Below are 20,160 nucleotides of genomic sequence, written 5' to 3'. Positions count from 1 at the left end.
CCCACCGGGTACCGGGTCAGTTCTTGAACATCTCGTAGACCTGCGCGGACGCCTCGACGACCTTGTCCGCCGGCGGCTTCTGCACGGCGGTGGCGGTGCCGTAGTCGGCGTACGTGACGGTCACGTTCTGTGCCTTGGCGTCGCCGGCCGCGGGCAGCTGCACGGCGAACTCGGTCAGCCGGCCCTGGGCGTCCAGCTTGGCGGTGAACGGCAGGGCGGCGGCCTTGTCGCCGAGGCCCTTGACGACGTCGGCGTCGAGCACGTCGGAGTCGGTGGCCTTGGTGCCGTCGATCGTGCCGGAGTACGTGCCCTCACCGGTCTTCTTGACGTCGGTGACGGCCTTGGTCAGCGCCTCGCTGCCGGCCGGGTCGACGTCGGCGAAGTCGAACTCCAGCTCCTTGGCGTCCTTGACCTTGGAGCGGTCCAGGTGCTGGTACTTGCCCTTCATCTGCTTGGCGCCCGGGATGGCGTCGGCCATCGGGCCGCCGAACTCCATCTTGACCCAGCTGTCGGTGTCGATGAAGACGAGGTGCAGGTCCATCGAGAAGTCCTCGCCGCCCCCACCGCCCTTCATCTTCACCTCGGCGCTCTTGGACGGCATGTGCACCGTGCCGCCGCCGTCGAACTCGCCGCCGGTGATGGCGAAGGTGAAGTTGCCCTTGCCGATCTCCTTGGTGGAGGCGAGCAGGGCCTCCTTCGGGTCGGCGGGGATCGCCGGGGCGGCGGCGGCCTTGTCGGTGCCGGAGTCGGCTGCCTCGGAGTTGCAGGCGGCCAGACCGGGGACGAAGAGGGCGGCGGCGAGGACGCCGAGGCTCCACCGTCGAATGTTCACGTCGTTCTCTTTCCGAAAGTCCAGGGCCCGGCCACGTCAGGGTGTGCCGGGTGATGAGCCGGGGCAGCCTAACGGAAAGGAACGACAGACGGGGCCCGTCGACCTAGCGGAGGGCGGCGGCGAGCTGGCGCAGCTCGTTCTCCCGGGCGTCGCCCACCACGATCACCGTCCGGTCCGGCTCCAGCAGTACCAGCGCCTGTTCGTTGCCCCGGGCGGTGTACCGCTGCCAGTTCCGCCCGGCCAGGTCGGTCTGCCCCCGCGGCGTCCCCTGAGCGGTCAGCTCGGCCGGCAGCAGCCGCTCCGGCGGGACGCTGCTCTGCACCAGCTGGGCGCCGCGCCCCTCCGGCGTGAGGTAGCCGACGCGCAGGTTGGCGCCGTCGTCCACGGTGCGGAAGCTGGCGTTGACCGTACGCCAGCCGGAACCCAGGCCGGAGGGCTCGCTGACCGGGAAGGCGTTCGCCGACCGGGCCTGCTCGAAGGCGGGGGCCGGGTCGATCGTGGTGGGCTGCTCGCCGCCGAGGAAGCCCCGGTAGAAGGCGATCAGCAGGGCGATCGGGATCAGCAGCACCAGCAGCGACAGCGCCATGTCCTTCGGCGACCGCTCGGACCGGGACTTCTCGCCGCGGGCCGGCCGAGCGGGGGCGGCGGCCGGCCGGGCGGGCGCCGCCGGCGGCGGCACCTCGGTCGGCTCGGCGCCCGCCGGGTCGACCAGTGCCGGCTCGGGGTTCGCCGGGCCGGCCGGCGACTCCACCAGCGCCGCCTCCGGCTCGGCGCCGGCGGTCGTCGGGCCGGTCCCGGGCGTCGGCGCCCCGGCCCCGGCGGCCACGCCGGTCGGGCCGGTCGGGGTCACCGGCGGCTGGCCGTCCGGCGGGGTCCGATCGGCGGGTACGCGGTCAGCAGGCTGTGCGGGCTCCACGCAGCCATTCTCGCAGCACCGCCGGTGACCCGATCCGACCCTCCACCGCCCCGGCCCCGCACACGTACTGTCATCGTGTGAGGATCAGCGACAAAGCCGGCAGCGGCGACGGCCGCACCTGCCGGTCCACCCCGCAACGTCGCGAGGAGGAAGCCGCATGACGAACACCAGGACGCGGATCCCGCAGGATCTCGACCGTAACCTCGCCCTCGACCTGGTCCGGGTCACCGAGGCCGCGGCCATGGCCGCCGGCCGGTGGGTCGGCCGGGGCGACAAGGAGGGCGGCGACGGGGCAGCCGTCGACGCCATGCGCAAGCTGATCAACTCAATCCAGATGCGGGGCGTCGTGGTGATCGGCGAGGGCGAGAAGGACAACGCCCCGATGCTGTTCAACGGCGAGGAGGTCGGCGACGGCACCGGTCCCGAGGTGGACGTGGCGGTGGACCCGGTCGACGGCACCACGCTGATGAGCAAGGGCATGCCGAACGCCCTCGCGGTGCTCGCCGTCTCGGAGCGGGGCGCGATGTTCGACCCGAGCGCCGTCTTCTACATGGAGAAGCTCGCCGTCGGCCCGGCCTACGCCGACGTGATCGACATCAACGCCGGCCCGGCCGAGAACATCCGCCGGATCGCCAAGGTCAAGGGCACCGACGTCTCCGAGGTCACGGTCTGCATCCTGGACCGCTCCCGCCACGACGACCTGGTCAAGCAGATCCGGCGGACCGGGGCGGGGATCCGGTTCATCTCCGACGGCGACATCGCCGGGTCGATCGCCGCGGCGCGTGGCGAGTCCGACGTCGACGTGCTGATGGGCATCGGCGGCACGCCGGAGGGCATCATCTCCGCCTGCGCGCTCAAGTGCATGGGCGGGGCGATGCAGGCCAAGCTCTGGCCGCGCGACGCCGAGGAGCGGGAGAAGGCGCTGGCGGCCGGGCACGACCTGGACCGGGTGCTCACCACCGACGACCTGGTCACCGGCGACAACTGCTTCTTCGTGGCCACCGGGGTCACCTCCGGCGACCTGCTGCGCGGCGTGCGCTACAAGGCCGGCGGGGCGTACACCCAGTCGATCGTGATGCGCTCCAAGAGCGGCACCATCCGGGTGATCGACTCGTACCACCGGCTGGAGAAGCTCGCCCTCTACTCGGCCATCGACTTCGACGGCCGGCCCCTGGCCGAGCAGGAGTGAGCGGGACCGGGACCGCGGCCCGCCCGACGGTCCCGGTCCGGCGAGCCGTCGGGGTCGGGCTGGCGACCGCCTGCGGCGTCGCCGTGGCCGTGCAGTCCCGGATCAACGGCGAGCTGGGCGTACGCCTGGCCGACGGGATCGCCGCGGCGGTGGTCTCGTTCGGGGTGGGCCTGCTGGTGCTGCTGGTGCTGGTCCCCGCCACCCCCGGCGGTCGGCGGGCCCTGCACGCCCTGCGGGCGGCGCTGCGGGACGGCTCGCTGCGTCCCTGGCAGTGCCTCGGCGGGGTGTTCGGCGCGTTCCTCGTCGCCTCCCAGGGGCTCACCATCGGCACGCTGGGCGTCGCCGTCTTCACCGTGGCGGTGGTCGCCGGGCAGTCCGGGAGCAGCCTGGCGGTGGACCGGGCCGGGGTGGGCCCGGGCGGTCCCCAGCCGGTCACCGGCGCCCGGCTGGCCGGGGCGGTGCTCACGGTGCTGGCCGTCCTGCTGGCGGTCGGCGACCGGCTCGGCGACCCGGGAGCCCTGATGCTGGCCCTGCTGCCGCTGCTCGCCGGGGTCGGCATCGCCTGGCAGCAGGCGGTCAACGGCCGGGTCCGCGCCGCGGCCGGCAACGCGCTCGCCGCCACGCTGGTCAACTTCACCGTCGGCACGGTGGTGCTGCTCGCCATCCTCGCCGTGGAGGTGGTCGTCCGGGGCCGGCCGCCCGGCGGCTTCCCGAGCGAGCCGTGGCTCTACCTGGGCGGTCCGATCGGCATCGTGTTCATCGCGGTCGCCGCGGGCGTCGTCCGCTCCACCGGGGTGCTGCTGCTCGGGCTGGCCACCATCGCCGGCCAGATCGTCGGGGCCGTGCTGCTGGACCTGATCCTGCCGACCGAGGCGTCCCACCCCGGTCCGGCGACCCTGGCCGGCGCGGCGCTCACCCTCGTGGCGGTCGCCCTCGCGGCGAGGCGGTGAGGGCCGCCAGCACGGCCGGTTCCCGCGCCACGTCGGGCGAGCGGGACAGCCAGAGGTGCAGCGGGAGACCGGTCAACGCCAGAGTGGTCGCGAGGGCCAGCAGCACCTCCACCGTCCAGCGGACGGGCGGCCGCTGCGCCCAGAGCGCGGCGAGGGCGATCAGCACCATGATCCCGAGGACCGACCGGCTGGAGGAGCATCCGGAACAGGCTCAGCGGCAACTCCGCCGCGCCCCGGTCAACTCCGGCACCAGGGTCAGCGAGACCGACCCGGTCGGAGCGGCGGGCGCGCCGTCCCGGGTCGCTCCGGTCATCGCCTCACAGTGGCAGCGGCGGATATCGATCAGGCCACGGGTCGGGCATGATCGGGTGACGCCGGGTCAGCCGGCGTCGGAGGAGTGCCCGGGGAAGAGGTGCGCGGTCGGGTCGATGGCGACGGCCGCGTTGTTGACCGCGGTGGCCGCCTCGCCGAAGCCGGTGGCGATCAGCCGCACCTTGCCGGGGTACTCGGTGATGTCACCGGCGGCGAAGACCCGGGGCAGGTTGGTCGCCATCGTGCTGTCCACCACGATGTGCCGGCGGTCCAGCCGCAGCCCCCACTCCGCCAGCGGGCCCAGGTCGGCGGTGAAGCCCAGGGCCGCGACGACCGTGTCGACCGGCAGGGTCTCGGGGACTCCACCCCGCACGGTGATCTCGGCGGCGCTCACCGTCGCGTCGCCGTGCAGCCGGGTCACCTCGGCGTTGACCACCACCCGCACCGGCAGCGACAGCACCCGGGAGACCGTGCCGGCGTGCGCCCGGAACCGTTCCCGGCGGTGCACCAGGGTCACCGAGCGGGCCAGCGGTTGCAGGGTCGCCGCCCAGTCGAACGCCGAGTCGCCCCCGCCGACGATCAGCACGTCCTGGTCGGCGAGCGCGGCCGGCTCCGGCACGAAGTAGACGAGGCCACCGCCGACGAAGCTCTCCGCCACCGGCAGCGGGCGCGGGGTGAAGCTGCCCAGCCCGCCGGTCACCACCACCGCCCCGCAGTGCAGCTGCTCGCCGCCGGCGAGGCCGAGCACCGGCCGCCCGTCGAGCTCGGAGAGCTTCTCGGCCCGGGTGCCGAGCAGGTACTCGGGGTGGTAGGGCGCGGCCTGGGCGACCAGATTCGCGACGAGGTCCCGCCCCTTGACAGCGGGGAAGCCGGCGACGTCCAGGATCAGCTTCTCCGGGTACATCGCGGTGATCTGCCCGCCGGGCTCCGGCAACGCGTCGATCACCGCGACGGAGAGTCCGCGGAACCCCGCGTAGTACGCGGCGAAGAGGCCCGTGGGGCCGGCCCCGATCACCGCGACATCGACCTCGCGCATGGGCGTACCGTCGCTTTCCGCTGGCGGATCAACGCGTGCTGGTGCCGACGGTAGGCCCGCCGACCCGCCCGGGCAAGCATGTCCCGCGTGCTGCGACCACCGGCGGGTCGCGAGGCTCAGGGCCCGATCAGCGTCGACTCCGGACGGTGCGGCCCGTACGGCTCGGGCCGGCGGCGCCGGAACAGGATCGCCGCCACCACCCCGCCGAGCAGCCCGAACAGGTGCCCCTGCCAGGAGATCCGCTCGTCGGTCGGGAGGATGCCGAGCAGTTGCCAGCCGTAGAGCAGCCCGACCAGCAGCACCACCGCGAAGTTCCACCAGCTGCGTTCCACGATGCCCCGGGTCAGCAGGATGCCCAGGTAGCCGAAGATGACCCCGCTGGCACCGACCACCACCGAGTTGGACGCGCCGGTGAACCAGACGCCCAGCCCGCTGACCAGGATGATGATCAGGGTGGACCAGAGGAAGCGGCGGGTGCCGGCGGCGAGCACGAAGGTGCCGAGCAGGATCAGCGGGATGCTGTTGCTGTAGAGGTGGTCGAAGCCGTGGTGCAGGAACGGTGAGAAGAAGACCCCGTCGAGGCCCTGGATGCGGTGCGGGATGATGCCGGCCGCCACGTCGAGGCCGAAGTCGAGCCCCTGGTCCATCGCCTCGATGACGAAGAGGAACGGCACCACCGCGCACATGGCGACGAAGGCTCGGCCGAGCGAGGCGTAGAACGCCTCGGTGCCGAACCGGGTCGGGTCGCCGCCCATCGGGTGCAGGGTCACCCTGCAAGGGGTATCAGCTATCGCCCGCGACCGCCACCTGGCCGCGCGCCGGTCCGCCGTACGACGACGGCGGGGCGGGTGGTCGCCCACCCGCCCCGCCGTCGTTCGCGTCGATCAGTACCAGCCGACGTCCTGGCTGTGCGCCCACGCCCCGCAGGGGGTGTTGTACCGACCCTCGATGTAGCCGAGGCCCCACTTGATCTGGGTCGCCGGATTGGTCCGCCAGTCGTCGGCGACCGTGGCCATCTTGCTGCCCGGCAGGGCCTGCGGGATGCCGTACGCCCCGGAGGAGGGGTTGCTGGCCCGGTGGTTCCAGCCGCTCTCCTTGTTCCAGAGCTTGTCCAGGCACGGCATCTGGTCGATCTTGAAGCCGGCGTCGAGCAGCAGGGCGCATCCGATCTCACGGTTGCCGCTGAACTCGTTGCAGGAAGCCGGGATCGGCCCGGTGAAGGCCTTGGACTCCGACTCCTTCTCCGCCGCCTCCTCCTTCTCCGCCGCCTCGCGCGCCTTCTTCCGGGACGCCGCCGCGGCCTCGGCCGCCTTGGCCCGCTGGGCGGCCTCCTTGGCCGCCTCGGCGGCGCGCAGCTTCGCCTGGTACTCGGCGCTCCGCTGCTGGGCGGAGGAGCGCCGGTGCTCGGCCTGGAGCTCGCGCTGGTACTGGTACTCGGCCTGATCGACCTGGAAGCTGACCTGCGAGGTCAGACCCGCTTGCTGGGTTTCCCGGTCTTCGCCCAGGTAGAAACCGCCGGCAACGCCCACGGAGAGCAGTGCGACAGCGGCCGTGCGGGCACCGAACCGACTCCACAGCCGACTCACGAAGTGTCCCTTCGTCGGGGGCAAGGACGCGGCGCGGGGCCAGCCGTCTCCCGGCCCGGTCGTGCCGCGAGCGCCCCGACCGCAGCCGGTCGACACTGCCGAACCGGCCTCGCCGAGGCCCGTCCCGGGGGTGGGACGAACGATGCTCGACGATCCTGCCGAGGCGTGAGCGCTCGTTGGACACCATCGCGCACGGTGAGGCTGATGGGAAACCAACCGGACACTTTGTGATCTGCGCCACAATCCGAATGCGGACGATGAAGGACGTAGCCGGCGGCCGGAGAGGTCAACCCGGGATGTCCTCCAACAGATCCGTCACCATGGCGGCGATCGGGGACCGCTCCGAGCGGCTCAGCGTGACGTGCGCGAAGAGCGGGTGCCCCTTCAGCGTCTCGATCACCGCCGTCACGCCGTCGTGCCGCCCGACCCGGAGGTTGTCCCGCTGGGCCACGTCGTGGGTGAGCACCACCCGCGACCCCTGACCGATCCGGGACAGCACGGTGAGCAGGACACCACGCTCCAGGGACTGCGCCTCGTCCACGATGACGAAGGCGTCGTGCAGGCTGCGGCCCCGGATGTGGGTCAACGGGAGGACCTCCAGGATGCCCCGCGAGGTGACCTCCTCCAGGACGTTCTCGTGCACCACCGCGCCGAGGGTGTCGAAGACCGCCTGGGCCCAGGGCGACATCTTCTCCGACTCGGAGCCGGGCAGGTAACCCAGCTCCTGGCCGCCGACGGCGTAGAGCGGGCGGAACACGATCACCTTCTTGTGCCGGCGGCGCTCCATCACCGCCTCCAGGCCGGCGCAGAGCGCCAGGGCGGACTTTCCGGTGCCGGCCCGCCCACCCATCGAGACGATGCCGATCGACTCGTCCAGCAGCAGGTCCAGCGCGATCCGCTGCTCGGCCGAGCGGCCGTGCAGCCCGAACGCCTCCCGGTCGCCCCGGACCAGGCGGACCGTCTTGTCCGGCAGCACCCGCCCGAGCGCCGAGCCGCGGGTGGAGTGCAGCACCAGGCCGGTGTGACAGGGCAGGCCGGCGGCGTCGTCCAGGTCGAGGGTCTCCCCCGCGTACAGCTGGCCGATCTGCTCCTCACCCAGCTCCAGCTCGGCCATGCCGGTCCAGGTCGGATCGCTGGCCTGGCCGTGCCGGTACTCGTCGGCGCGCAGCCCGACCGAGGCGGCCTTTACCCGCAGCGGCATGTCCTTGCTGACCAGCGTCACCTCCCGCCCCTCGGCGGCGAGGTTGAGCGCCACGGAGAGGATCCGGGCGTCGTTGGACTCGTTGCGGAAGCCGGGGGGCAGCACGCCGTCGTCCGAGTGGTTGAGCTCCACCCGCAGCGTGCCGCCGGAGTCGTTGGCGGGCACCGGGTGGTCCAGCCGCCCGTGCCGCACCCGCAGCTCGTCCAGCATCCGCAGCGACTGCCGGGCGAACCAGCCCAGCTCCGGGTGGTGCCGCTTGCCCTCCAGCTCGGAGATGACCACGAGGGGCAGGACCACCTCGTGCTCGGCGAACCGGTGGAAGGCCGCCGGATCGGAGAGCAGCACCGAGGTGTCCAGGACGAACGCCTGGCCGGCTGGTCGGGGCTCCTCTGGCGCCGCCGGGGCGTCGGGGCGACGGCGGCTCCGGCTGGCTCGGCGGGTCGTGGCAGTCGCGGCCGGGGTCGGGTCGGCACCGGCGGTCGTACGGCGAGTGGTCACAGGCCTGCTCCGACGGATGGGCACCCGCCACCCGTGTTCCGCCTCCTCCGGTGCCCGGGGACACGGGGTCGGATGCGGAACCCCGTGCGAGGTCGCAGATCCGGGCGGACCGGCTGGCCCGGGTGGACCCCGTGCCATGCCTAGACGCTAGCGGCGCCGGGCTCCCTCGGCTAGAGGTCCGGGTGGATCTCCCCCGACCGGGACGTGAACGCGATGCGGCGGACCGGCCGGGATGCATGCCCCCTGCGCGCATCCCGGCCGGTGGGACCACCGTCACCGGTCTGACGTGGCCCCGGCGGTGCGCGTCCGCCGCGGACGGCGCACCGGGTCGGTGGTGGTGCCGGCCCGCCTCAGCCCTGCCGCCGGACCAGGGTCCCGGTGGGGTGCCGGGTGGCGACCGGCCGGACCGGGGAGGAGCCGGTGTACGTGGTGCCCTGCCGCACCGCCGGAGCGGGGAGCTTCCCGGTGACCACCGGAGCGTCGCCCACCGGCACGGACAGCGCGGTGGCGATCGCGGCCTGGGCGTCCCGACGGCGCCGGTTCCACGCCCCCCGGTCGCCGTCGAAGTAGCCCTGCCGGTAGCCGAACCGGTAGCCGATGCGGTAGCTGAGCTGGCCGTGCAGCCGGCCCGCCGCGTAGCTGGTCGCGCCGAGCAGGAGGACGAGGAAGACCGCGAGGAAGGGGCTCATCCGGCGGCTCCGACGCGCCGCCCCGGCCGGCTCACCGCTCCTCCGGCTCGACGCCGGTGGGATCGACGACCAGGAGCCGGTCGAGATCGTCCGTGCCGATCTCCTCGACCAGCTCGACGCTGATCCGGCAGCCGTCCAGGACCACCTCGGCGACCGAGGAGCGGCGGATCTCGCCGCCGGCGTCGTAGACCCGGACGCTCAGCTCCGGGCAGCCCAGGTGGGTACGCCAGGCGTCCCACTCGGCCCGGTCCCCGACGCTCAGTGACAGGTAGCGGCAACCCCGGGCGAGATACAGGCGCCAGGGTGCGCTCAGGCCGGCGGCAACCCCCTCCGCGATCAGGCCGAAGGCCTGCGCGCGGGTCGCGAGTTCGGTCACCACCCCTCCCTCACTGCGGAGGAGGCGTGACACATGTGAGCACTGATCGTCTCATGCACGAGACACACCGTAGATTGTCCCATGAGCGTGACAGTATCAGCTTTTCGTGCGGTTACCGCCGCACCTAAGTTCTTCTATTCTGCCCAGGTGACACCCCTCAGCAGTGGTTCTGGATCGTTTACCGGCGGGTCCACGCGCACGTCCCGTTCGCGTGACACAGGGCTGCCCGGGGCGCCCGTGAAGGCCCGCACGCCGTACCGTCACGAGGTGACCGAGACCGCCCCCGCACGGAAGATCGCCTTCGCCGCCTTCGTCCGCCGGGCCCTCGACGACGCCCGCGCGATGCGGGCGTGGACGGGCACCGAGGTCTCCCGCCGCACCGGCGTCTCCCGACAGACCATCAACCGTTGGGTCCGCGGCGACTGGGCCAGCGACCCGGAGGTGGAACGGGTGGTGGCGTTCTGCGAAGGGCTGGGCCTCAACCCGGCGCACGCCTTCGCCGCACTGGGCTGGGACCGGGCGGCGGCCCCCCGGAGCCCAGTGCCCACCCCGCCGATGGACCCGGACGTCGAGGCGCTGCTGCGCCGCCTGGTGGACCCGGCCGTGTCGGACGCGGAGAAGTTCCACATCCGGGAAACCATCCGTTACCTCGCCTATCGGCCAACTCTCCCGGCAACTGACCGAAAGCGAGAGGGTCAGGCCGGGTAGTTCCTTCAGATGGTGAAAGAACGCCTGGTCAGACCCGATCGTTTCGCTCCGGGGCCGGAACGGGCACGCTAGCGTCCGTATTCGTACTGCTTGGGCTCGTCGTCGGCGGGGGGACGGGACAAGGCCGAACCCAGCCCTGCGGGACAGAAGGAGGGGTCTGTCCATGACCCTGAAATGGTGGGCAATAGTGGTCGCGGCGGTGTCGGTGACATCGTGCGTGACCGCCAACGTGGTCATCGGCGCGGTCGAGGGCGAGCAGCTTCCCCTGGTCGTCAACCTCTTCGCGCTCATCACCGCCGGCACCGCGGTCGTCCTGGCCGTGGTCGCGGAACTGCACGACCGGCTCAACGACCGGGTCAGCGCGCTCACCGAGTTCCTGGTGGCGCGACTCAACGAGATCGAGGCGCACGCCGGCGACCGGAACAGCGGCTTCGTCGAGGGCTACCTGCTCAACCACGGTCAGGAAGCCGCCGTCGTGCCCTTCGGGCGCCGAGGACGGGGAGCCGCCGAACGCTGAAACGACGCCGAGCCGCCGCCGCGCCGGACACCGGGTCCGCCGTCACATCGCGGCCACGAATGAGTGCCCATCCCCGGGGTACGCTGACGCCCGTGTCGCCGTTGAATCTGGGCAACCAGCAGCCGAAAACCCCGTTGGACGCCGACCATGCCTGGCGGGCCACCGCCGCGCGGGCGGGCGACACCGTGCTCTTCTTCGACTTCGACGGCACGCTCGCGCCGGTCGACGACGACCCCACCGCGGTTCAGCCCGCGCCGAAGGTGCTGGCCGCGCTGGAGGCGCTCGCCCCGGTGGTGCAACGGGTGGCCATCGTCTCCGCCCGCCCGGTCGATTTCCTCCGCGACCACCTCGGCGGCCTCGCCGGCATCGACCTCTACGGCCTCTACGGGCTGGAGCACAGCCACTCCGGCGGCGAAACCGTGACCGAACCGGCCGCCCTGCCCTGGGTGCCGACGATGGCGGAGCTGGCCGACCAGGCCCGGGCCGAGCTGCCCGCCGGCACGCTGGTCGAGTTCAAGCGGCTGAGCGTGGCGCTGCACTGGCGTACCGCCCCGCAGCTCGGCGCGCAGGTGGAGCGGTGGGGCCGGGAGCAGGCCGAGCGGCTCGGGCTGAAGGTGCAGGCCGGCCGGATGGTGCTCGAGCTCAAGCCACCGGTCGACCGGGACAAGGGCCTGGTCATCGGCGAGGTGGTCCGGGACGCCGGTGGCGCCTGGTACTTCGGCGACGACGTCTCCGACATCAAGGCCTTCGCCGCGCTGCGGGCCCGCGCCGCCGCCGACCCGGACTTCCTCGGCGTCTGCGTGGCGGTGGCCAACCCGGAGACCGGTCAGGAGGTCGCGGAGGCCGCGGACCTCACCATCGACTCCCCGGCCGCCCTCGGCGACTTCCTCACCGCCGCCCTTCCGCACCTCACCGGAGAGAGTGTCGGGTAACCGGAGACGGACCGCCGGGAGCCGGGTAGGTGCTGCCCGGCCGCACAGCAGGCGACAGCCCGCCGCACCGGGGCGGCGGGTCAGGCGCCGAAGCGGCGTTGGCGGGTGGCGTAGGAGCGCAGCGCGCGGAGGAAGTCGACGCGGCGGAAGTCCGGCCAGTTGAGTTCGCAGAAATAGAACTCGGAGTGCGCCGACTGCCAGAGCATGAAACCGGAGAGGCGCTGCTCGCCGCTGGTCCGGATGATCAGATCCGGGTCGGGCAGGCCCCGGGTGTAGAGGTGCTCGGAGATGTGGTCCACGTCCAGCACCTCGGCCAGCTCCTCGATGCTGGTGCCGGCCTTCGCGTGCTCGTGCAGCAGCGAGCGGACCGCGTCGGCGATCTCCCGCCGACCGCCGTACCCGACGGCGATGTTGACCTGGGCGCCACCGGCCCGGTCCCGGGTCCGCTCCTCGGCGGCCTTGAGCGCCTGCGCGTGGTGCGCCGGCAGCACGTCCAGCGCGCCCACCATCCGCAGCCGCCAGGGGTTGCCCTCCTCGGCCAGCTCGGTGCTCAGGTCCTCGATGATCTGGAGCAGCGGATCGAGCTCCTCCGCCGGCCGGGAGAGGTTGTCGGTGGAGAGCAGCCAGAGCGTGACGTGCCCCACACCGGCGGCGTCGCACCAGCGCAGCAGCTCCTTGATCCGCTCGGCGCCCATCCGGTGCCCGTCGTTCGGGTCGACGTAGCCCATCTCCCGCGCCCACCTGCGGTTGCCGTCACACATCACGCCGACATGCCGGGGCACCGGCTTGCCCGCGAGCGACGCCGTCAGCCGGCGCTCATACACGGAGTAGAGGAGGTTCCGCAGTGTCATCACCTTGCAGGGTAGCGACCCGAGCGGCGGATCATCGCCTCGGTGGCCCATCCCGCGCCGGCAGACCAATACCGATCATGGCGAGGGTACGGGCGTCGAGCCGGCCGTCACCGAGGCCCAGCTCCACCACCGACGTGTAGACCCGGTCGTCCCGGCGGGCCGCCCGGACGGCGGCGTCGACCACCCGTCGGTGCCGGGCCAGCCAGGCCGCGGCCGAGCTGTGCCGCAGGTGGGTGCCGAGCCGCCGGCGCAGGTCGGCGGCGTACCGGTCGGCCGCCCGGGCCGGCGCCTGCGCGGCGGCGGCCCCGGCCAGCGCCCCGGAGAGCAGGGCGTAGAAGATCCCCTCGCCGGTGAACGGATTGATCAGCGAGAGCGCGTCGCCGGCCAGCACCACCCGGCCCCGGCCGGGCGCGGGACGGTGCGTCGACAGCGGCAGGTGGTGGGCCCGCAGCGCGGTGACCGTCGCCGGGTCGGTCCGCGGCAGCAGCGCGGCGAGCCGGTCGAGCAGGTGCGCCCGGCTGAGCGGCTCACCCCGCAGCACCTCCCCGTACCCGATGTTCGCCCGGCCGTCGCCGATCGGGAACGACCAGGCGTACGCCGGCCAGCGCGCCCCCGACGTGACGATGAGCTGCTCGGGTGGACCGGGCAGCGCCGGGGCGTACCCCCGGATGGCCAGGGCCAGGTGCCGGTCCGGGTTGGCCGGGTGGCCCAGCGTCCGCCGGACGAGCGACCCGGCCCCGTCCGCGCCGACCACCGCCCGCGCGGTCACCTCCCCGTCGAGCACCACGTGGCCGTCCCGCGGCTCGACCCGGCGGACGGTGTGCCGGCGCAGCACCGCGCCGGCCGCCACCGCCGCCGCCACCAGCCGGGCGTCGAAGACCTTCCGAGGCACCGTGTAGGCCGGCCGGGGCAGCGGCCGGGCCACCGCGCCCCCGCCCGGAGCGACCAGGCGCAGCGCGGGCAGCGGGGCGTACCCGGCGACGGCGTCGGTCACCCCCAGCTCGGCGAGGACGTCCAGCGCGTGCGGGGTGATCCCGTCGCCGCACGCCTTGTCGCGCGGGAAGTCGGCCCGGTCCAGCAGCAGCACCCGCGCGCCGGCCCGGCAGGCGGCGAGCGCCGCGGCCGACCCGGCCGGCCCGGCCCCGACCACGATCACGTCGAACTCGTCGCTCACCGCGTCCCCTCCCGCCCGCAGCCCGCTCCCCCTCATCCTCCCCCGCCGAGCCCACCACCCCGCGACGCCGCACCGACCGCGGAGCCGCCCCGGCCGGCGATCTCGCACTTCGGGGCCGCGCCCTGGCGGTGCTGCGGCTCCTGCCAGGATCGGCGGAGGGTCAGGGGGTCCGGGGTTCGGGGTCGGTGGCGCGGTGGAGGCCGTAGAGGGCGAGGGCGGCGGCGGCGACCAGTGGTCCGCCGTCGCGGATGAGACCGTCGACGCCGAGCAGCCACCAGCAGAGCGGCAGGTCGACGGCGAGCACCCCGAGGGTGACGAACACCAGCAGCCGGCGGGCCCAGGACCGGCCGCGCATCAGGAAGGCGGTGCAGAAGAGCACCAGGTAGCTGACCGCGATCCCGGCCAGGAACCAGAGGATCACCACCGGCACGGCGGCCAGCCGCCCGTCCAGCACGGCGCCCCCGGCGACCAGGGCGGGCACCAGCATCAACGGGCTGTACGTGAAGGCGGCCACCCGACTGGTGAGCAGCCAGGCGGTGACCGGGGGCCGTTTCGGGGCGACCTCCCGCCAGGAGATGGTGCCACCCGCCACGACCAGGGTCTTCCGGTGCCGGACCAGATGGGCGGCGACGGCGTCGGAGCGGTAGAGCAGCACGACGACGCCGACGCAGAGGGCGGTGAGCAGGGCGAATCCGAGCAGCCCGGGCAGCGGCGGCACCCCCTGCCGGGGCACCACCAGCCGGCCGACCGCGAAGACGGTGGTGACGGCGAGGATCAGCCCGAGCGGTCTGGCGACCGTACGACCCCGGTTGACGTGCCCGATCAACAGCAGGAAGCCCAGTGACCGGAGCATCGCCCAGCCGGTCCGCACGGCCAGACCGAACTCCTGCTCCGGGGCGTACCACCAGTTGAGCAGCTCGACCACGACGGTGGCCGCCGCGGTCGTGGCCAGCAGGACGGTCAGGGCCCGGACGGCGGACGGCCGCCGGACCTGGGTGGTCTCGGCGGCCGTCCTCATGGCATCCGTGGTGCCCGGTACGGGCAACCGTCACACCTACCGCTGCGGCTGCTCCGCGTCGAGCCGGGCGCGCAGCGCGTCCAGCTCGGCCCAGAGGACGCCCGGCAGCTTGTCGCCGAACTTCTCGAACCACTCGGTGACCAGCGGCAGCTCCTGGCGCCACTCCTCCGGGTCGACCTTGAGGGCGATCCGGACGTCCTCCGGGGTCATGTCCAGACCCTCGACGTCCAGCGCGTCCTGGGCCGGGACCATGCCGATCGGGGTCTCGACGGCGTCGGCGCGGCCCTCGAGCCGCTCGACGACCCACTTGAGCACGCGGGAGTTCTCGCCGAAGCCGGGCCAGAGGAAGTTGCCCTCGGGGTCCTTGCGGAACCAGTTCACGTAGTAGATCTTGGGCAGCTTGGCCTCGTCGCCGTTGGCGCCCTTGCCCATCTCGATCCAGTGCCGGAAGTAGTCGCCGGCGTGGTAGCCGATGAACGGCAGCATCGCCATCGGGTCGCGACGGACGACGCCGACCTCACCGGAGGCGGCGGCGGTGGTCTCCGAGGAGAGCGTGGCGCCCATGTAGACGCCGTGCACCCAGTCGCGGGCCTCGGTCACCAGCGGGATGGTGTCCCGGCGGCGGCCACCGAAGAGGATCGCGTCGATCGGCACGCCGTTCGGGTCGAAGTAGTCGTCGGCGAGGATCGGGCACTGGGTGATCGGGGTGCAGAACCGGCTGTTCGCGTGCGAGGAGAGGCGGTCGCTCTCCGGCGTCCAGTCGTTGCCCTTCCAGTCGATCAGGTGCGACGGCGGCTCGCCCATGCCCTCCCACCAGATGTCGCCGTCGTCGGTGAGGGCCACGTTGGTGAAGATGGAGTTGCCGCGGTCCAGCGTCCGCATGGCGTTGGCGTTGGTCTTCCAGTCGGTGCCCGGCGCCACGCCGAAGAGGCCGTACTCCGGGTTCACCGCGTAGAGGCGGCCGTCGGGGCCGAAGCGCATCCAGGCGATGTCGTCGCCGATGGTCTCGACCTTCCAGCCCGGGATGGTGGGCTCCAGCATGGCCAGGTTGGTCTTGCCGCAGGCGGACGGGAAGGCGCCGGCGACGTGGTAGACCCGGCCCTCCGGCGAGGTGATCTTGAGGATCAGCATGTGCTCGGCGAGCCAGCCCTCGTCGCGCCCCATCACGCTGGCGATGCGCAGCGAGTAGCACTTCTTGCCGAGCAGCGAGTTGCCGCCGTAGCCCGAGCCGAAGGACCAGATCTCCCGCGTCTCCGGGAAGTGCGAGATGTACTTGGTCTCATTGCACGGCCAGGCCACGTCCTGCTGGCCGGGGGCGAGCGGGGCGCCGATGGAGTGCAGCGCGTGCACGAAGTCGGCGTCGTCGCCCATGGCCTCGAGCACCTTCGCGCCCATCCGCGTCATGATCCGCATCGAGGCGACCACGTACGGGCTGTCGGTGATCTCGACGCCGAACATCGGGCTCTCGGCCTCGACGGGACCCATGCAGAAGGGGATGACGTACATCGTCCGGCCGCGCATCGAACCGCGGTAGAGCTCCGTCATCGTCTGCTTCATCTCGGCCGGCGCCATCCAGTTGTTGGTGGGGCCGGCGTCCGCCTCGTCCACGGAGCAGATGTAGGTGCGCTCCTCGACCCGGGCGACGTCCGTCGGGTCGGTCCGCGCGTAGAACGAGTTGGGCTTCTTCTCCGGGTTGAGCCGGATCAGGGTGCCGGCCTCGACCAGCTCGTCGGTGAGGCGCCGCCACTCCTCATCGGACCCGTCCACCCAGACGACCCGGTCCGGGGTGGTCAGTTCCGCGACTTCTCTGACCCAGGCGAGCAGCTTGGGGTGGGACGTCGGGGCCTGATCGATACCCCGCACAGCAGCCGGAGCAACCATGACACATCTCCTTGTGGTCGACGCTGACCGTTCTATGGGATGCACGAGTTCTGGCGGGCGCGAGCCGCGTCGCCTTCGTGGAAACCTGGGATTGCGCTCAGCGTAAACCGGGCGGACCCGCGAGTCAGTGGGACTGGTTGTGAACAACTGCACAAGGTGCGGCCCGGCTGCGGCATCACGAGCTGATACCCGCTTTCACGCGCAGTTTCACGCAAATCCTGCGGGGAACTGTCGCCGGCCGCGGAACGGGGGCCGGCGAAGCGAGGAAACCGGACGCCCGGCGCCGGGCCGACGATTCGGCGGACCGGGCGGCCGACGCTCCACAACGGGGTTACGCTCTGTTCACCACGGACGCCCAGCGGGCAGCCCGCCCACTCGGACGCGCCCGGACCTGGCCGGCTTGACATTGCTACCCGTCCGGCGTGCCCCCAACCGGTACGCTCGGCGGGTGGCCGCGACGATGACCGGGGGTCAACCGGACTCCCCGCCGACCCGCCCGGGTCTGGTCCACTCGCTGCTGGACCGTTTCGGTCACCTCGTCCGCGAGTTGGGCAAGTTCGCGACCGTGGGCGGCTTCGCCTTCCTGGTCGACTTCACCATCTTCAACTACCTCGCGAACGTGCGCGGGGTGGAGCAGGTGACCGCCAAGACGATCTCCACCGTCATCGCGGCGACCTTCGCCTTCCTCGGCAACCGGTTCTGGACCTGGCGGCACCGCAAGGGTTCCCACCCGGCCCGGGAGTACGGGCTGTTCTTCTTCTTCAACGCGGTGGGCCTGGGGATCACGGTCGCCGTCCTGGCGATCAGCCGGTACGGCCTGGGCAGTGTCTGGCCGGACGTGTTCCAGACCGCGCTGGCCGACAACATCGCCAGCTACCTCGTCGGCACGGGCCTGGCGACGCTGTTCCGATTCTGGTCGTACCGACGGTTCGTCTTCGTGGCAGCGGGAAACCGCCCCGTTCCGGAGGCGGCACCCGAACGCCCGCCCGGGGCGTGACCTGCCGCCCATCCCGTCCTGCCGGATCGAGCCGGCCCCGTCCACTGCCCTAAGGTGTTCCGCATGCGTCTTGTCCGTCTGCTGCCCGAGCGCTGGCAGAAGTTCATCCACGAGGCGCTCAAATTCGGCATCGTCGGTGGGGTCAACACCGTCATCAATTACGCGGTGTTCAATCTCCTTGCACTCACCGTTTTTGTCAACGGTCAGCTGAAGGCGACCGTCATCGCGACCATCGTCGCGACCATCACGTCGTATCTGATGAATCGGCACTGGACGTACCGGGATCGCCCGAAATCAGCGTTGCGGCGCGAATACACCCTGTTCTTCCTGTTCAACGGGGCCGGCCTGCTCATCGAGCTGGGCGTGCTCGCCGCGGCCAAGTACGGCCTCGGGGTGAACAGCCTGATCGCGCTCAACGTCGCCAAGACCGGCGGTGTCCTGCTGGCCACCCTCTTCCGCTTCTGGTCCTACCGGACGTTCGTCTTCCAGCCGGTCCCCAAGCACGCCGAGGAGACCTGGCACACCATCGAGCGGGACGAGTGGGACACCATGGCCGAGCTGGACCCGGTGGCCGAGCTGGCCGAGTCGGTCAGCGAGCTGGAGGAGGCGCAGGAGCGGGCCGAGCAGCGCCGAGGCGCCGGTGAGACGATCTTCAAGCAGGCCTCGTCCCGCCCCGCCCCGCTGGACGCGGCCCTGGGCCGGTCGGTCGGCGACGACCTCGACGCCGAACTCGACGCGGAACTGGCCGCCGAACTCCACGCCGCCAGCCGGCGCTCGCCCCGCCCCTGACCGGCGGGCGCGGGGCCGGAGGCGACCCCGCGCGCACCCCGGCTTCAGACGCCCGGATCCCGCAGCGGCTTGCCGTCCCGCATGTCGGCGAGGATCTCCCGCATCTCCCCGTCACCGAGCGAGTGCTTGTCATGGTGGGCCTCGACCAGCTCGTACAGCTTGGTCTGGACGGTGGCGACGCCGGGCACGTCCCGCAGCACGGACTGGCCGCGCTCACCGGCCGACTCGATGGTCAGCGTGCCGCAGCCGAGCAGCCGTTCGATGAAGCGCTGGTTCATCGCGTGGTCGTTGATCCGGGTCAGCGGGATGTCCCGCCGGTCCCGGGAGAGCACACCCTGCTGGAGCAGCACCCGCTCGTTGGTGAACAGGTAGTGGGTGGTGCGCCAGACCAGGAACGGCCAGAGCGCCAGCCAGAGCACCAGGACCAGGACCAGCGCGGCGATCACGTAGAGCGCGATGGTGCCGCCGTCACCGTCGGGCAGCAGCATCCAACCCACCACCAGCGCGGCGACGCCGAGGGCCAGGACCAGGAGCGGCCGCAGCAGCGCCTTCCAGTGCGGGTGCAGGTGCAGGACGACGTGCTCGTCCTCGGTGAGCACGTCTTCGGGAAACGCCACAGGAACCTCCATCGCCTCAATCGGACGCGCAGACCGTAACCGGTCGTCACGCCCGGACGGATCAGCCGCACGGGGCGATCACCCACCCCCCGTCGATCCAGGGGTTGGTGTCGCTCTCGGAGATCGAGTGACCGCACCTTCCCCCGGTTCGGCCGGGGCCGGTCAGCGGAGGTGGAGGATGTCGCCGGCGGCGACGGGGCGCTCGCCGGTGGGAGTGTCGACCAGCAGGCGGCCGTCGGGGTCCACGCCGGTGGCGAGGCCGGTCAGCTCGCCGCCGTCGGGGAGCAGCACCCGCACCTGCCGGCCCACGGTGACGCAGCCGGCCAGGTAGGCGTCGCGCAGGCCGCTGGCGACCGCGTCACCGCCGGCGGTGCGCCAGCGGTCGTACCAGTCGGCGAGGGAACGGAGCAGGGCGCGCAGCAGCGGATCCCGGTCGGTGGCCGCGGCCCCGGCCAGTTGCAGGCTGGTGGCGGGCAGGCCGGTCGGGTTCTCCGGCAGTTCGTGGGCGCGGAGGGTGACGTTGAGGCCGACGCCGAGGACGATCGCGGGCGGCTGCGCCGGGGACGCGCCGGGCACCGCCTCGGCCAGGATGCCGGCGCACTTGGCGTCGCCGACCAGCAGATCGTTGGGCCACTTCAGCCCGGCGTCCAGCTCGGCCAGCCGGGTCACCGCCTCGACCAGCGCGACCCCGGCGAGCAGCGGCAGCCAGCCGTACCCGGTCGGTGGGGCCGGCTGCCAGCGGCGCTCGGCGACCGCCTCGCCGGGCCGCAGCAGGACGCTGGTCGCGATGCCCGCGCGGGCTGGCGACTGCCAGACCCGGCCGCGCCGGCCGCGCCCGGCGGTCTGCCGCTCGGCGACCACCACCAGGCCCTCCGGCTCACCGGCGCGGGCCGCGGCGGCGGCGTCGGCGTTTGTCGAGCCGGTCTCGACCCGCAGGTCCAGCCGCCGCCACGGCCCGTCCGGCCCGGTCAGCGCGCGGGACAGCCGCGCCGCCGACAGCGGCGGTCGGTCCAGATCGGTGTACGGCGAGCCCGGCATCCCGCCAGCCTACGGGCGGCGACGGAGGGTACTGAGGCGTACTGCACAGCGGC

Annotated in this window: 22 protein-coding genes; 7 read left to right on the top strand and 15 right to left on the bottom strand. The window is 72.6% G+C overall.

Features of this window, described 5'->3' with window-relative positions; all coding sequences use genetic code 11:
• Positions 1-16: 16 nt before the first annotated feature.
• Complete coding sequence (locus V6U79_RS17465; RefSeq protein WP_334533612.1) at positions 17-832, bottom strand: hypothetical protein; 816 nt, start codon at positions 830-832, stop codon at positions 17-19.
• A gap of 103 nt (positions 833-935) precedes the next feature.
• A complete protein-coding gene (locus V6U79_RS17460) occupies positions 936-1,748 on the bottom strand; it encodes a DUF4245 domain-containing protein (protein WP_334615194.1) in 813 nt (270 codons plus the stop codon).
• A gap of 157 nt (positions 1,749-1,905) precedes the next feature.
• Between V6U79_RS17460 and glpX the strand changes: the two genes are divergently transcribed.
• Both glpX and V6U79_RS17450 read left to right on the top strand, forming a co-directional pair.
• Entirely contained in the window at positions 1,906-2,937 is a 1,032-nt protein-coding gene (glpX, locus tag V6U79_RS17455; protein ID WP_334523592.1) for a class II fructose-bisphosphatase, read from the top strand.
• The gene (locus V6U79_RS17450) at positions 2,934-3,887 is read left to right on the top strand and encodes a DMT family transporter (protein ID WP_334523590.1); all 954 of its coding nucleotides are present in this window, start codon (positions 2,934-2,936) and stop codon (positions 3,885-3,887) included. Before glpX ends, V6U79_RS17450 begins: the two co-directional genes overlap by 4 nt.
• Here V6U79_RS17450 and V6U79_RS17445 read toward each other — a convergent pair.
• The 7 genes from V6U79_RS17445 to V6U79_RS17415 form a co-directional block, all read right to left on the bottom strand.
• Entirely contained in the window at positions 3,850-4,056 is a 207-nt protein-coding gene (locus V6U79_RS17445; RefSeq protein ID WP_334523588.1) for a hypothetical protein, read from the bottom strand. The two genes, V6U79_RS17450 and V6U79_RS17445, sit on opposite strands and share 38 nt — an antisense overlap.
• Before the next feature lie 210 nt (positions 4,057-4,266).
• Positions 4,267-5,235: an NAD(P)/FAD-dependent oxidoreductase gene (locus V6U79_RS17440; protein ID WP_334523585.1), complete on the bottom strand. Its 969-nt coding sequence runs from the start codon at positions 5,233-5,235 to the stop codon at positions 4,267-4,269.
• A 116-nt stretch (positions 5,236-5,351) separates the two neighbouring features.
• Entirely contained in the window at positions 5,352-6,005 is a 654-nt protein-coding gene (locus V6U79_RS17435; RefSeq protein WP_334523583.1) for a rhomboid family intramembrane serine protease, read from the bottom strand.
• A gap of 114 nt (positions 6,006-6,119) precedes the next feature.
• Complete coding sequence (locus V6U79_RS17430) at positions 6,120-6,821, bottom strand: aggregation-promoting factor C-terminal-like domain-containing protein (protein ID WP_334523580.1); 702 nt, start codon at positions 6,819-6,821, stop codon at positions 6,120-6,122.
• Positions 6,822-7,107: 286 nt separating this feature from the next.
• Positions 7,108-8,520 carry an RNA 5'-3' helicase PhoH2 gene (gene phoH2 / locus V6U79_RS17425; RefSeq protein WP_334523577.1) on the bottom strand — a complete coding sequence of 471 codons (1,413 nt, stop codon included), beginning with the start codon at positions 8,518-8,520 and terminating at the stop codon, positions 7,108-7,110.
• A 350-nt stretch (positions 8,521-8,870) separates the two neighbouring features.
• A complete protein-coding gene (locus tag V6U79_RS17420) occupies positions 8,871-9,209 on the bottom strand; it encodes a hypothetical protein (RefSeq protein WP_334523574.1) in 339 nt (112 codons plus the stop codon).
• A 31-nt stretch (positions 9,210-9,240) separates the two neighbouring features.
• Positions 9,241-9,585, bottom strand: coding sequence for a hypothetical protein (locus V6U79_RS17415; protein ID WP_334523571.1), 345 nt, complete (start codon positions 9,583-9,585; stop codon positions 9,241-9,243).
• Between the two features lie 267 nt (positions 9,586-9,852).
• On the opposite strand from V6U79_RS17415, the gene V6U79_RS17410 reads away from it, so the two are divergent.
• From V6U79_RS17410 to otsB, 3 genes are all read left to right on the top strand, one after another.
• Positions 9,853-10,293, top strand: coding sequence for an XRE family transcriptional regulator (locus V6U79_RS17410; protein WP_334523568.1), 441 nt, complete (start codon positions 9,853-9,855; stop codon positions 10,291-10,293).
• A gap of 163 nt (positions 10,294-10,456) precedes the next feature.
• Positions 10,457-10,810, top strand: a complete 354-nt coding sequence (locus V6U79_RS17405) for a hypothetical protein (protein ID WP_334523565.1) — start codon at positions 10,457-10,459, stop codon at positions 10,808-10,810.
• 92 nt (positions 10,811-10,902) lie between these two features.
• Positions 10,903-11,742 carry a trehalose-phosphatase gene (gene otsB, locus V6U79_RS17400; RefSeq protein WP_334523562.1) on the top strand — a complete coding sequence of 280 codons (840 nt, stop codon included), beginning with the start codon at positions 10,903-10,905 and terminating at the stop codon, positions 11,740-11,742.
• 80 nt (positions 11,743-11,822) lie between these two features.
• On the opposite strand, the gene V6U79_RS17395 is transcribed toward otsB, so the two are convergent.
• The 4 genes from V6U79_RS17395 to V6U79_RS17380 form a co-directional block, all read right to left on the bottom strand.
• Positions 11,823-12,593: an isoprenyl transferase gene (locus tag V6U79_RS17395; RefSeq protein ID WP_334523559.1), complete on the bottom strand. Its 771-nt coding sequence runs from the start codon at positions 12,591-12,593 to the stop codon at positions 11,823-11,825.
• Between the two features lie 31 nt (positions 12,594-12,624).
• Complete coding sequence (locus V6U79_RS17390) at positions 12,625-13,803, bottom strand: geranylgeranyl reductase family protein (RefSeq protein ID WP_334523556.1); 1,179 nt, start codon at positions 13,801-13,803, stop codon at positions 12,625-12,627.
• A gap of 124 nt (positions 13,804-13,927) precedes the next feature.
• Positions 13,928-14,785, bottom strand: a complete 858-nt coding sequence (locus tag V6U79_RS17385) for a hypothetical protein (protein ID WP_334523553.1) — start codon at positions 14,783-14,785, stop codon at positions 13,928-13,930.
• 36 nt (positions 14,786-14,821) lie between these two features.
• Positions 14,822-16,666, bottom strand: a complete 1,845-nt coding sequence (locus tag V6U79_RS17380) for a phosphoenolpyruvate carboxykinase (GTP) (protein WP_334523550.1) — start codon at positions 16,664-16,666, stop codon at positions 14,822-14,824.
• 139 nt (positions 16,667-16,805) lie between these two features.
• Between V6U79_RS17380 and V6U79_RS29830 the strand changes: the two genes are divergently transcribed.
• On the top strand, positions 16,806-17,663 hold the full coding sequence (locus V6U79_RS29830) for a GtrA family protein (protein ID WP_442933299.1): 858 nt from the start codon (positions 16,806-16,808) through the stop codon (positions 17,661-17,663).
• A 63-nt stretch (positions 17,664-17,726) separates the two neighbouring features.
• Positions 17,727-18,452 (top strand): GtrA family protein, encoded by a 726-nt coding sequence (locus tag V6U79_RS17370; protein WP_334523547.1) that lies wholly within the window; start codon positions 17,727-17,729, stop codon positions 18,450-18,452.
• 44 nt (positions 18,453-18,496) lie between these two features.
• Here V6U79_RS17370 and V6U79_RS17365 read toward each other — a convergent pair whose 3' ends face one another.
• Both V6U79_RS17365 and V6U79_RS17360 read right to left on the bottom strand, forming a co-directional pair.
• A complete protein-coding gene (locus V6U79_RS17365) occupies positions 18,497-19,069 on the bottom strand; it encodes a PH domain-containing protein (protein ID WP_334615193.1) in 573 nt (190 codons plus the stop codon).
• A gap of 162 nt (positions 19,070-19,231) precedes the next feature.
• A complete protein-coding gene (locus tag V6U79_RS17360) occupies positions 19,232-20,107 on the bottom strand; it encodes a biotin--[acetyl-CoA-carboxylase] ligase (RefSeq protein ID WP_334523541.1) in 876 nt (291 codons plus the stop codon).
• Positions 20,108-20,160: the final 53 nt, after the last annotated feature.

Origin of the sequence: Micromonospora psammae, from assembly GCF_036902725.1 — a bacterium.
Taxonomy (GTDB): domain Bacteria; phylum Actinomycetota; class Actinomycetes; order Mycobacteriales; family Micromonosporaceae; genus Micromonospora.
This window is presented reverse-complemented; position numbering and strand designations above follow the sequence as displayed.

Excerpts from the sequence above, each read along its gene's own strand:
- V6U79_RS17385 (WP_334523553.1), bottom strand. The coding sequence starts at position 14,785 with ATGAGGACGGCCGCCGAGACCACCCAGGTCCGGCGGCCGTCCGCCGTC.
- V6U79_RS17370 (WP_334523547.1), top strand. The coding sequence starts at position 17,727 with ATGCGTCTTGTCCGTCTGCTGCCCGAGCGCTGGCAGAAGTTCATCCAC.
- V6U79_RS17390 (WP_334523556.1), bottom strand. The coding sequence starts at position 13,803 with ATGAGGGGGAGCGGGCTGCGGGCGGGAGGGGACGCGGTGAGCGACGAG.
- V6U79_RS17440 (WP_334523585.1), bottom strand. The coding sequence starts at position 5,235 with ATGCGCGAGGTCGATGTCGCGGTGATCGGGGCCGGCCCCACGGGCCTC.
- V6U79_RS17405 (WP_334523565.1), top strand. The coding sequence starts at position 10,457 with ATGACCCTGAAATGGTGGGCAATAGTGGTCGCGGCGGTGTCGGTGACA.
- glpX (WP_334523592.1), top strand. The coding sequence starts at position 1,906 with ATGACGAACACCAGGACGCGGATCCCGCAGGATCTCGACCGTAACCTC.
- V6U79_RS17360 (WP_334523541.1), bottom strand. The coding sequence starts at position 20,107 with ATGCCGGGCTCGCCGTACACCGATCTGGACCGACCGCCGCTGTCGGCG.
- V6U79_RS17445 (WP_334523588.1), bottom strand. The coding sequence starts at position 4,056 with ATGGTGCTGATCGCCCTCGCCGCGCTCTGGGCGCAGCGGCCGCCCGTC.
- V6U79_RS17420 (WP_334523574.1), bottom strand. The coding sequence starts at position 9,209 with ATGAGCCCCTTCCTCGCGGTCTTCCTCGTCCTCCTGCTCGGCGCGACC.
- V6U79_RS17380 (WP_334523550.1), bottom strand. The coding sequence starts at position 16,666 with ATGGTTGCTCCGGCTGCTGTGCGGGGTATCGATCAGGCCCCGACGTCC.
- V6U79_RS17395 (WP_334523559.1), bottom strand. The coding sequence starts at position 12,593 with ATGACACTGCGGAACCTCCTCTACTCCGTGTATGAGCGCCGGCTGACG.